This window comes from Paenibacillus sp. A3M_27_13, from assembly GCF_024213315.1.
Classification (GTDB): domain Bacteria; phylum Bacillota; class Bacilli; order Paenibacillales; family Paenibacillaceae; genus Paenibacillus; species Paenibacillus polymyxa_B.
In genome coordinates this window covers 177766-189777 of record NZ_JANAVE010000004.1, presented here as the reverse complement: position 1 = coordinate 189777, position 12012 = coordinate 177766, and the positions used below count along the sequence as shown (strand labels likewise).

10 protein-coding genes are annotated in these 12012 nt (G+C 42.1%); 4 read left to right on the top strand and 6 right to left on the bottom strand.

Annotated features, from left to right (window positions below):
• Position 1: 1 nt before the first annotated feature.
• The 5 genes from NLX82_RS17110 to NLX82_RS27780 form a co-directional block, all read right to left on the bottom strand.
• Entirely contained in the window at positions 2–328 is a 327-nt protein-coding gene (locus NLX82_RS17110; RefSeq protein ID WP_023990091.1) for a PTS sugar transporter subunit IIB, read from the bottom strand.
• Between the two features lie 29 nt (positions 329–357).
• Positions 358–1794, bottom strand: a complete 1437-nt coding sequence (locus NLX82_RS17105; RefSeq protein WP_254348679.1) for a glycoside hydrolase family 1 protein — start codon at positions 1792–1794, stop codon at positions 358–360.
• A 70-nt stretch (positions 1795–1864) separates the two neighbouring features.
• Positions 1865–3160: a PTS sugar transporter subunit IIC gene (locus NLX82_RS17100; RefSeq protein WP_160789553.1), complete on the bottom strand. Its 1296-nt coding sequence runs from the start codon at positions 3158–3160 to the stop codon at positions 1865–1867.
• Between the two features lie 18 nt (positions 3161–3178).
• Complete coding sequence (locus NLX82_RS17095) at positions 3179–3547, bottom strand: PTS lactose/cellobiose transporter subunit IIA (RefSeq protein ID WP_049828407.1); 369 nt, start codon at positions 3545–3547, stop codon at positions 3179–3181.
• 122 nt (positions 3548–3669) lie between these two features.
• A complete protein-coding gene (locus NLX82_RS27780) occupies positions 3670–5595 on the bottom strand; it encodes a BglG family transcription antiterminator (RefSeq protein WP_254348678.1) in 1926 nt (641 codons plus the stop codon).
• Between the two features lie 158 nt (positions 5596–5753).
• Between NLX82_RS27780 and NLX82_RS17085 the strand changes: the two genes are divergently transcribed.
• Positions 5754–6152, top strand: coding sequence for an Rrf2 family transcriptional regulator (locus NLX82_RS17085; protein WP_076159720.1), 399 nt, complete (start codon positions 5754–5756; stop codon positions 6150–6152).
• A gap of 112 nt (positions 6153–6264) precedes the next feature.
• The gene (locus NLX82_RS17080) at positions 6265–7170 is read left to right on the top strand and encodes an NAD(P)/FAD-dependent oxidoreductase (protein ID WP_068941789.1); all 906 of its coding nucleotides are present in this window, start codon (positions 6265–6267) and stop codon (positions 7168–7170) included.
• A gap of 112 nt (positions 7171–7282) precedes the next feature.
• Here the strand turns inward: NLX82_RS17080 and NLX82_RS17075 are convergent, their stop codons facing one another.
• Positions 7283–8311 carry a LacI family DNA-binding transcriptional regulator gene (locus NLX82_RS17075; protein WP_209943513.1) on the bottom strand — a complete coding sequence of 343 codons (1029 nt, stop codon included), beginning with the start codon at positions 8309–8311 and terminating at the stop codon, positions 7283–7285.
• Positions 8312–8556: 245 nt separating this feature from the next.
• On the opposite strand from NLX82_RS17075, the gene NLX82_RS17070 reads away from it, so the two are divergent.
• Together NLX82_RS17070 and NLX82_RS17065 are read left to right on the top strand one after the other, a co-directional pair.
• Positions 8557–9837 (top strand): glycoside hydrolase family 140 protein, encoded by a 1281-nt coding sequence (locus NLX82_RS17070; RefSeq protein WP_209943511.1) that lies wholly within the window; start codon positions 8557–8559, stop codon positions 9835–9837.
• 277 nt (positions 9838–10114) lie between these two features.
• On the top strand, positions 10115–11968 hold the full coding sequence (locus NLX82_RS17065) for a beta-glucoside-specific PTS transporter subunit IIABC (RefSeq protein WP_254348677.1): 1854 nt from the start codon (positions 10115–10117) through the stop codon (positions 11966–11968).
• Positions 11969–12012 lie beyond the last annotated feature (44 nt).

Below are 12012 nucleotides of genomic sequence, written 5' to 3'. Positions count from 1 at the left end.
ATTAGATGTTCTCGCCAGCCAGCTTCAAGGCTTGATCTAGGACAGCTGCACCGTTTCCTCTACCATAAGCCAACGTGTCAATGACATCTACAGGGATACCATAGGGAGCTGCAATTTCGGTTACTGCCTTTTTACGCATCCGCACTTGAGGTCCGAGCAAAATAGCAATCACAGAATCTGTAACGGCTTCTAGCTCTTCCTTGATGGTGCTTTCGGGGATGGCTTCGATGTTCAGCTCTATGGATCTTGCTGTTGCTTCTTTTTTCATTTTAGAAACCAAAATGGATGTGGACATACCCGCAGCACATGCCAAAATAATTTTTTTCATATTTGAGCGCCTCCAGAATTCATTTTTAACTATTTATACTCTTCATCCAGATCAGCAATAAATGAGCGTTCCTTGATCGCGGCTTGATACCAGTAGCCGGATTTCTTCAAATGCCGACTTCGATCATTGTCAAGGTTAATTTCCACCAGTCCATAGCGATTTTTAAAAGCATTCATGGGAGAAACGTTGTCTGTAAAGGCCCACAGCATATAACCTGTACAGTTGGAGCCCGCTTCTACAGCTTGTAATGTGTAGTATAAATGCTCAGTTATAAAGTCAATACGATAGTCGTCCTGAATAATGTGTTCCTCATTTTTGAAAGCAGCTTCATTCTCAATGCCCATACCATTTTCCGCGACAAACCACTCGATATTGTGATATTCGTTCTTGATACGCATTCCCATATCGTAAATGATTTTCGGATAAATCTCCCAGCCCCGTGACTTGTTCATTCTTTTACCCGGAAGATCAAAATGCTCATAGTAGTAAGAGGGGTGAAAGGGGGTGTTTTCGTTCCACGCTTTACTCTGTGCTTTTACCCGATGGGGATAATAGAGATTGATCCCGACGTAGTCAACGGTATTTTCCTTAATGACTGCCAGTTCTTCCGCTGTAGCTTCAAATGTAATATCATGCTTGCCCATGAGATCGAACAATTCTTGCGGGTATTCGCCTTTAATAAGCGGGTCCAGAAATACTCGATTGTAAAATAAATCATACACATGTGCCGCATACTGGTCATGAGGGGCGCTTGATCGGGCATAAGTGACTTCGGGATTCAGAATAACGCCTATTTTAGCCCCGTGCTGACTATAGTTTTTTGCTTTGAAAAGCTGTACGCATTTCGCGGTAGCCAGCGTTTTATTATAGTTCCATTGCATCCACTTCCGCGTATTTTGTTCATAGGGATAGCGAAGGGCATCTAGATAGACACGAGTCTGTACAACAATGGGCTCATTAAACGTAAACCAGTGCTTGACCCGATCGCCGTACCGTTCAAACACTTTTTCCGCATATTTTACAAACAGCTCCACCACATGCTTGGAAGACCAACCCTCATATTTGTTCAGCAAGTAGGCGGGTACCTCATAGTGTTCCAGACAAATCATCGGCTCGACTCCGCTCGCAATCAGCTCATCAATGACCCGGCCCATATAATCCGCATATGTTTCATCCACCACTATGTTCTCATAATCCGTTAAGAAGCGGGACCAATTAATAGAAGTCCGATAATGGGTTAAACCAATCTGTTTCATCAGCGCAATATCTTCGGCATAGCGATTATAAAAGTCGGTTGCAACCGCGGGTCCATATCCATTGTGCCAGACATAGCGGTCATATTTGTACCATTGGTCTAGGTATGAGTCCTGACCTTCTTTTTTACCGCTCCAGCCCTCTGTCTGCCAAGCGGAAGCCGCTGCACCCATGATGAAATTCGACGGAATTTGTATCGTATGTTTAGCCATGACATGTTTCTCCTTTTCATTGAATAAAGAATGCGTTTTCAATTAATTGATGTATTTCTATAGTAACGCATTATTCAGCCGTTCGCTTGTTGGCAATTTTGACGAATGGGAAATAAATGATAATGGCTACCACAATACAAATGATCTGAGTTACGACGGCGCCAATGCTTCCACCTGTAGACAGGTAGGCATTAATAATAGGCGGAGTAGTCCATGGAACCATGACGACGGCTTTACCTGCAAATCCAAGCAACGTCGAGAAGTAACCAATCGTTCCTGTGATGAGCGGAGTAATAATGAAAGGGATAGCCATCAATGGATTCAACATAATCGGAAGTCCAAAAATGACAGGCTCATTAATATTAAACAGACCTGGACCCAATGAAAGCTTTGTTATTTCCTTCATATCTTCACGCTTGGAAGCGATCATAATACAAATCAAGAGGGCCAGCGTAATTCCTGAACCACCGATACTCATGTATACGTCCCAGAAAGGCATCGTAATAATGTTCGGAATGGGCAGTCCTTGCTCATAAGCAGTCATGTTGACGGTAATCGCGCCAAGCAGTAGGGGTTCACGAATGGGCTTTACCATTTGGTTCCCGTGAATACCGATCACCCAGAAGATTTGCGCAACCAGCATCAGCACCAGTATACCTGGTAGTCCCTGTACTACGGTCTCCAGAGGTTTTTGCACCACATTATAGACGGCATCGTACAGATAGAGTCCCGTAAACTTATGAAAAAAGAATCCAAACATTGAGAAGACAGTCACCGTAATAATGGTAGGAATGAGTGCCGAGAAAGAAACGGCCACATTGCTGGGAACACTTTCAGGCATTTTAATTTTTAGTTTATCGGACTTGCCCAGTTTGCTGTATAGCTCAACGGATAGGATGCTTATGAAAATACCTAAAAACAAGCTCTTGGTATCCGTAAATTGACGGGCTATGACGTCTGTTACTTTTTGCATGTCACCGTTAACCATCAACTCTATCGTGGTTGGTGTCACAGAGATAAAACAGATTAAAGCAAGCAAACCGGGGAAGAGATTTTTCTCACCGTTAATTTTTCCTAGCTCCAGACCAATCATGAAAATAGCCAGAATGGTAAGGATATTCAAGCTGGCATAGTTAATGCCCGAGAAAATCGGTTTGTACTCAGCCAGGAATGAGAACGGCTTAAAATGCGCAAGGCCATTGACCGGGTCCATGACCATATTAGAAATCAATACAGCAAAGGCACCGACAATAATAACAGGCATCAATGTGATAAAAGCTGATTTGATCGCTATAATATATTTAAAATTATTGATTGCATTTGCTACCGATGTGAGGCCATCGACCAGTTTGTCTTTGAATGCCATGGGATAGCGTCCCTCCCTCTACGATTTCGGTACGAATTGATCAATGCGTTCATACAGGTCTACAAACTCTGAGGCCATATCACGTATGGTGATGGCATTCATCAAATGATCTTGAGCATGCACCATCATGACGGACATCTCTGTTTTTTCACCCGCTGCTTCCTTACGGATGATTCTGGTTTGAATTTTGTGGGAGGACACCAGTTCTTTTTTTGCTGAGGCTAATTCTTCTTTGGCTTCACGGAATTTCCCCGCCTTTGCAAGCTCAATCGCCTCCATGGCCGAGCTGCGTGCATTCCCTGCGTATAATATAATTTGGAATACAATCTCTGTATCATCCATGTCCTCCATGTTCACGTCGTGCTCTGTAGATTCATCATTATTCACGTGATCTTCTCTCCTTTCAATGATCCCTTCGTATGGCTATTATAATTTGGAATCGCTTTCAACATAACGCACATTATTTCCTCTTCTTAACGGAAATAAATCGTTCTTCATACTCCTCATGTTCAACAATTTTTATGCAACACTTCTATGAATTCTGTATACGACTTGCAGCGAATAAGCTGCTGGACGAGCTGTTCATTATTTAAAATATCAAGCAAAATATGATACATAGTCTGTAAATCTTCTGATTTAGTACGCTGTATGCAGAGCATACAAATAAATTGTACCGGCTTGCCGTCCCAGTCGATAGCTTTTTGTAATGTACAGATGACCCAAAACGTAGAATCTGCGAAAGGTTCCATCGGATGCGGGATCGCGACAAAGTTGCCAAATGAAGTGGGGGAAACGGCTTCACGTTCTATTACAGATTGCAGCAGGGGGCCTTTTACAAGATCTGCTTCGTGTATTTTTTCGGCTATAAATTCAAGCACTTGGAGTTTGTTCTCAAACTTCTGCTGAAGAAAGACCAATTTTTTTCGTACATACTGCACAGCAGGAAGTCTGGTCTCAGAAATGGCTTGCTCAATTTTAGTAATATCGGAACCGCCTAAAAATGTATTCACATGGATCATGGGGATAGAAAGCGGTTCTGAAATGGGGATCGTGCTAATAACAAAGTCCAGTGTATCCAACGGCATTTGTTTCAGCTTATAAAATTCAGTGGTTCCCACGATATCCAACCTGGAACCGAAGACCGATTGAAGCTTGTAATACAGCAGCTTAGCGCTGCCGAGTCCAGAAGCACATACGATCATACATCTTTTGGGCGCGTCCTCCATTTTCTTTCTTTCCATCGCGACTCCGATATGAATGGCTAAATACCCAATTTCATTTTCCTCGATGTGTATATGAAGCCGCTGCTTGATGACCTCCGCAGCAATGATACCTGCTTCAAAGGCAAGCGGGTAATTGGCTTTGATTTCATCCAGCATAGGATTACGCAAATTCATTCCGTATTGATAACGGTTGATCACCGGTTTGAGATGAAGGCAAAATGCAATCAGCAATTCTTGATCGTTTTGAATGTTCATTTTCAACTGCTGATCAATTTGGTCCAGTATTTCAATAGTCAGTTCGTAGATATCTTTATCAATGATCTTTTTAATCTCCACTTCATCCATATGGGCACTAACGACGGTCCTTATACCCAACAGGTGAACAGCAATGTACGCAACTTCAACAAGTGGAAAGGAGTACTTCATGTTTTGTTCCAAGGCGGATACGATCTCAGTCGCCACCCTAAACTCTTTTTGCGCTTCGATTTTTTTCATCTCTTGAGGATAATACGAAACATACCTTTCTTCGCGAATACGCTTACATGCTATAGCAATATGAATGACCAGATTGTTCAGGGCAATGTCCGACAGCTGAATATCATTGATCTCAATACGATCCAGAATCACTTCTCTTATGAATCCCATCTCTTCGTTAGAGATCAGAGGAGGGGGGGACATCTGCTGGTCGCCTATCTCATCTATCCTATTAAATATATAGTCGGAAATGCAATAACGCAGCCTGGCCTCATTACCTTTGACTCGAATACCATGATAGGGTCTATTCTCCAGGGAAAGTCCGTAAGTTGCCAATAACTTGCGTAGTTCTTTGAGGTCATTCTGTAAAGTAGATCGACTAACATACAGGATCTCGGCTAAATCATCAAGTTTGACATATGCATTGGTAAGCAACAGCTTTTTCATTAAAAAACGATTTCTGGCTTCAGAAGAATTCGCTAATGGATAGGGTACATTATTTTCATAATCCTTTAATTGCTTCAGCAGATGATGAAATGCTTGTTCGTCCCGAACCTCTAACTTGTAGCCCGTTCCTTTAAGGGGTTTAACTGCTGCTCCATGCTTTGACAACAGCGCACCCAATTCCTTTAAATCCGTTCGTATCGTTCGAGAAGATACCTTCAATGCATTTGCCAAGTGTTCTCCATTGACCATCTGTTCAGCAACCAATATACGAAGAATATCAAAAATACGCACAACGAGCCCCCTTTCTTAGCTGTTCTGATGAACAGTATACAACGGTTAGAGCGTAACCAAAAGAAGGGTTGACAACAGCGTAAATCCTAGATGACCTTGACACACCAGCAGATTCAGAGATATAGTAGACACAATAAGTCTTTGATTGAGGTGTAGTTATGAAATTTACAAAAGCTACAAATTATGCGCTGCACACCATGCTCATGCTCGTTGCTGATTCGTCGGTTAAGCCGGTAGGTGTTCAGCAATTGGCCGAATCCCAAAATGTTTCACCAACTTATCTTTCAAAAATTTTGACGAGGCTTGTGAAGGCTGGAATGATCGAATCCGTTTCTGGAGCCAATGGAGGCTATCGCCTATCCCGTCATAAAGATGATCTTACTTTTTTGGATATTATCCGTGCCATTGAAGGTACGAATTCTTTGTTTGAATGTGATTTTGTCCACGGATCTGAGTGCCTGATTCAAGCTGTAATGAGGGAAGCAGAGGAGAAAATGGAACGACATCTTAAAAATACGAAATTGGTCGATTTGGCGCAAAAGCAAACGCAAGTTTAAAAGTAAGCGACTTTATATAGAAAGAGGGTGGTTGCCAGTTATGTAAAGCGTTTTTTTGGTTTTATTACAGATATAAAGAGTCTTTAATATCTTCGGAAAGGAGTTGGGTGTTATGCTGTACGATTGCGCTATTATTGGTGGGGGGCCCGCCGGATTGAATGCAGCCCTCGTGCTGGGCAGGGCAAGAAGAAATGTGGCTTTGATTGATAATAATCGGCCCAGAAATGCGGTTACGCATGCGTCGCATGGTTTTATTACGAGAGACGGCGTAACGCCAGCCGAGTTCCGCCGTGTAGCTTATGAGGAAGTGCTGCGTTATCCGTCTGTCCATCATCTGCAAACCGAGGTTGTTTCGATTACGAAAAACGAATCCGGATTTGAGGTGCTTGATTCGTCAGGCCTTCGCGTTCAAGCGCGAAAATTGATATTAGCGACGGGCGTAAAGGAGATATTCCCCGAGATCGAAGGTTTTTATCCGTTATACGGGAAAAGTCTGTTTAATTGCCCTTATTGCGACGGCTGGGAGTTGCGGGATCAACCGCTTGTCCTTGTCTCTGAATCGGCGGCTATATATCATACAGCCAAACTACTCCTTAATTGGAGCAAGGATTTGATCGTATGTACGAACGGTCATGCATCCCTGTCGGAAGAACAAAAAGAACGGCTTCAATCCAAGGGAATTGTGGTAATGGAGCAACCTGTTTCAGCGTTCATCGGTCACAATGGGCAGCTGGAGCATGTGCGCTTTACGGATGGCACTCAAGTCCCGAGGGTCGGCGGTTTTGTGTCTCCCCAGTTTGTACAAAGTACACCGTTTGGAGAACGTTTGGGCTGTGAAAGAACGGAGTCGGGCGGGATCAAGACGGATGAAGCGGGGAGAACCTCCATACCCGGTGTATATGCTGCCGGGGATTCATCGTACTTCATGCCTTCTCAGTTGATTTTTGCCGCGGCCGACGGCAGTCGAACCGCTGCGAGCGTAAATATGGATTTGACAGAGGAAGATTTCAGCGAATGACGAGAAATTGGAATATTCTATATGGAATCTGATGATAGAAAAGGCCGCCAACATGGCGGCTTTATTCTAAAATCATTGAGAGAGCAAGCAATAATAAACCAATGATCATAGGTCATTTCAAGGCTAAACAAGATCTTCTTTCAATAACCTCTGTATTCACAAGAACCTGAGTATGATGCCTCTGATGATTGTTATGCCTCTCCATAAGCAAATTTACAGCAGTTCGGGCCAAAATATCCTTTTTCACATGAATGGTTGTGAGTTCCGGGCTAATGACCTTGGCCTCATGAATATTATCAAATCCCATGACGGAAATTTGTTCAGGCACTCGAATGTTCATTTCCTGAAACGTTTTAATTGCACTGATCGCCATATAATCATTTTCGCAAAATAGGGCCGAAGGTAGCTCATTCAATTCATGAATAGCTGTTTTAAATGCGTCCTGTGACATCACAAGCATGGGATGCATATCAAATATAAGCCCATTTTCTATGGAAAGATTGTGCTCCTCTAAAGCCGCCATAAACCCTTCCTTTCGTTTTTTAAAGTTAAGAATTCTGGTACTGGATTGTACGTATCCTATCTTTCTGTGTCCTGACTGAATTAAATATTGGCCTGCCTGATACCCACCAAGATAGTTGTTAATAGATACGAAACTGGCGTCGACGTGTTCAAAGTAGGTATCTAAAATCACGATATTGGAATGAATGGATTGTATAGAATGAATAATCTCGGAAGTTAAATTGGTGCCAAGCAGAAGTATGCCTGAAGAAGGCTGATCTTTTTCCAAAGCAGATAATTCTTCTTCGAGGCTATGGCTATCAAAAGACGAAAAAATCAAGGTGTTTCCATGTACTCTCACCTGATTGGTAATATGATGAATTAATTCATTGAAAAATGGAAGTGAATCATAATGCTCTGTTACAATGTCTGTATTTTTACAGGCCACAAAGCGTATCACATGATGATTTTTAATGACTTCCTTGCTTGTCTTCATGGTGCGTGGTTTATATCCATGCTCTTGGGCTATTTTTAGAATTTGCTCCTTGGTTTCTTCACTGACTCCGGGTTTGTTATTAAAAGCAAGAGAGACAGCAGATTTCGAAACACCTGCAAGCCTTGCAATATCATCAATTTTCAATGTGGAACCCCCTATTGAACTAAACTACATAAATTATATCATTACTCTACAAGAAAGTTTAGATTATAAACTAAACTAAACTAAATAAATGAAAAGAAAAAAATGTTGACCTTTTATTATTTATAGTGTTAATATGCAAGTGTAAAGCGCTTTAATTTAGTTTATTTGCGAAAAAACATATAAATTTAGTTATTTATTTTAGTTATTTGTTTAGGAAGATTTGTGAATGTAGCAAGAAAGGAAAGGTGATTCATTTGAGTTTAAACATTGCTGAAAATCAAAGAAGTTTTACAAAAGAGGACAAACCTTTTTTTTATTTGGCAGATACGGTTTGGAGTGTATTTACCAACGCGACGATAGAGGAGTGGAGCGATTATCTTGACTATCGGAAGATGCAAGGTTTCAATGTGTTGCAAATCAACATGCTCCGACAATGGGACGCAAGTGAATCGGATCTGAATCTACAGCCGTTTGCATTACTGGAAAATGGGGATTTCGACTACCATACATTAAACGAAGCTTATTTTGACCGGGCAGAAATCATGTTGAAAATGGCTGTAGAGCGTGGATTTGTTCCGGCACTGGTTCTGTTGTGGTGTAACTATGTACCGGATACATGGGCCGAAATGTTCCAAAAGGGTAACAAAATGCCATTTGAATGCGTTGAACCCTATGTAACGTACGTCGTAAACCGTTTTTCTCCATTTGATCCTATTTTTCTGGTTAGCGGGGATAGTGATTTTCCGACTGAACGCGCCAATTCCTATTATTTAAAAGCACTGGACATTGTACAACAATTAAGCCCTGCAAGCTTAACTACGCTGCATATTCAAGGGAGATTGAGAGAAATTCCTCCAGCCTTTGAGAAACACAAGGGTCTTGGATTCTATATGTATCAATCAGGACATAATTCCGAGTTTCAGCATGTGGGCCATGAGATTGCTCAACATTTCTACCATAAGCCGGATATACGGCCTGTCATTAATGGAGAGCCATGTTATGAACAAATTAGTTATAGCCGCAATGTGTATGGCAGATACACAGCACTGGATGCCAGAAAAGCAGCATGGCAAAGCCTCCTTGCAGGCGGGGGTGCGGGCATTACCTACGGAGCACATGGCATTTGGAGCTGGCACAAAAAAGGAAAGAAATTCGGCATTGTAGAAGGGGAAGGATTCGATAGTCCCTATGATTGGAGAACAGCATTGCGATTTGAGGGCGCATGGGATTATTCCTTTATTAAATATTTGTTTGAAATGTATAACCTTATCGGCATAAAGCCGCTAGATATTGTTTTAAACAAGACAGAGGAAATTAGAGCTGCGGGGAACGAGAATACCCTTATCTTGTATGTCCCGGTTAACACGAAGGTGCGACTAAGTATCAACGTGCAGGATTACAAGTTTACAACGATTGATTTAGCCGGGAAGCGGTTTGCCCAAACTGACGTGTCCGTCCAAAAGGATCAATCGGTGCTAGACATGCACAGCTTTGAAAGTGATGTTGTCATCATCGGAACGAAATAAAAACAGAGAAGAATGTGGATGGAGTGAAGCAACATGTGGAAAATCGGCGTTATTGGAACGGGATATTGGTCGGAAAAACATATAAAAGCATGGCAGTTTATCTCGGATGCAGAAATCAAAGGATTTTGTGATCGAAATTAAGATTTACTTTTTCAAAAAGCAGCTCAATTCCATATACCTACTGAATTGGGAGAAGTGCCGTAATTGTCGCAGTTATAGCACATCCAGCTACTACGGATAGAAAAATAGAAAGCGCATCCAAGAAGGAGTGAACATGATGGATCATAAAAAAACAGCCAAAGAAGTATTAAGTGCCGTGGGCGGAAATGAAAATGTGAACAGTGTCATTCACTGTGTCACTCGATTGAGATTTAAACTGAAGGATAATCTATTGCCAGATAAAGAAAAGATCAAGCAGATTGACGGTGTCATTACCGTTGTGGAAAGTGGTGGCCAATTTCAGGTGGTCATCGGAAATGAGGTTCCCAAAGTATACGAAGCTCTTTTGGATACAATGGGAGTAAAGCATGGAGATCAAATGGTTGAAGACGATCAAAAAAATGAAAAAGCGAGCCTATTTAGCCGCTTTGTCGATGTAATTTCAGGTGTGTTTATGCCCGTTGTGGGTGTGCTCGCTGCTGTGGGGATTCTAAAAGGACTATTGGCTTTATGCACATCCCTGGGCTGGATGACTGATCAGATGGGCACGTATAAAATTTTATATGCGACAGCAGATGCTATGTTTTATTTCTTTCCGGTTATTCTAGGGTTTTCAGCCGGTAAAAAATTTGGAGGAAACCCGTATCTGTCTGCCGTTTTGGGAGCAGCGATGGTGTACCCGACCATTACTTCCGCCTTTACGGATAAAACGGCGCTGTCCTTTTTGACCATACCTGTCGTTCTGATTAATTATACTTCTTCTGTTATACCGATCATTATTGGAGCGTTCTTGGCAGCAAAGGTGGAAAAAATGATAAGTAAGTTTGCACCTGGCTCCATTAAAATGTTCATGGTGCCTTTTCTGACCTTGGTCATCATATCACCGCTTGTTTTTCTGGTTGTCGGACCGATAGCAACTATAATCAGCGATGGGTTAGCCAAAGGCTCCATGTGGATTTACCAGTTAAGTCCGGCTGTAGCTGGCCTCGTTCTGGCCGGGTTCTGGCAGGGCATCATTATCTTCGGTCTGCATTGGGCGTTCATTCCAATTCTCCTGAATAATGTAGTTACGAACGGGTTTGATCCGATTAACGGTATGCTTTTCTGTACGACTTTTGCGCAAACAGGTGCGGCATTTGCCATCGCTTTGAAATCACGGGACCCTAAATTAAAACCTATCGCCACTTCTGCCACAATTGCGGGTTTGATGGGGGTTACTGAACCAGCTATTTACGGGGTTACTTTACCCGCTAAAAAACCGTTTATTTTAGCCTCGATCGCTGGAGGTATAGGAGGAGCTGCTGCAGGCTTACTCGGCTCAACGGCATATGGATTTGCTTCAGGCGGCATTTTTGGTATACCTCTATTCATTAATCCAAAAGGCATGGATGCAGGTTTCATCGGCTTTATTATATCTTTGGTTGTAGCTTTTGTAGTCGCATTTATTTTGACCTATCTTTTCGGTTATAAAAATGCAAAACCTGCGTCTGAGATTAAAATTGCAGATGAAAACAAAGAAGAAGAAAAAGCGGTATTCAGTCCTCTACACGGTGAATTGATTCCTTTAACTGCAGTAAAAGATGAAGCTTTTTCCAGCGGTGCGATAGGCCAGGGGGCCGCAATTATTCCGAAAGAAGGAGTAGCCTATGCGCCATTTAACGGAACTGTTGTTACCGTTTTCAAAACCAAGCATGCCATCGGGCTTATTTCTGAGGATGGAGTTGAACTGCTCATTCACATTGGAATTAATACGGTCAGCTTGAAAGGAAAACATTTCACTTCCTTTGTATCTGAAGGGGATACGATTCAAAAAGGGGACAAGCTGGTTGAATTTGATCCCAAGGCTATAGAGGATGAAGGATATGATATTACCACATCCGTCATTGTAACCAATACAGCCGTGTACACGGATATTTTAGTTGAAGATCCCAAGGATATTCATGCAGGAGACCGCTTACTAAAGATTAGATAGATTCCAATATTCCATAATAAAAAAGCAAGTTAAAGCTGACGATG

What these genes read in the sequence shown, in the direction of transcription:
- NLX82_RS17110 (WP_023990091.1), bottom strand. Translation starts at nt 328, where the DNA reads ATGAAAAAAATTATTTTGGCATGTGCTGCGGGTATGTCCACATCCATT.
- NLX82_RS17105 (WP_254348679.1), bottom strand. Translation starts at nt 1,794, where the DNA reads ATGGCTAAACATACGATACAAATTCCGTCGAATTTCATCATGGGTGCA.
- NLX82_RS17100 (WP_160789553.1), bottom strand. Translation starts at nt 3,160, where the DNA reads ATGGCATTCAAAGACAAACTGGTCGATGGCCTCACATCGGTAGCAAAT.
- NLX82_RS17085 (WP_076159720.1), top strand. Translation starts at nt 5,754, where the DNA reads ATGAAATTTACAAAAGCTACAAATTATGCGCTGCACACCATGCTCATG.
- NLX82_RS17080 (WP_068941789.1), top strand. Translation starts at nt 6,265, where the DNA reads ATGCTGTACGATTGCGCTATTATTGGTGGGGGGCCCGCCGGATTGAAT.
- NLX82_RS17065 (WP_254348677.1), top strand. Translation starts at nt 10,115, where the DNA reads ATGGATCATAAAAAAACAGCCAAAGAAGTATTAAGTGCCGTGGGCGGA.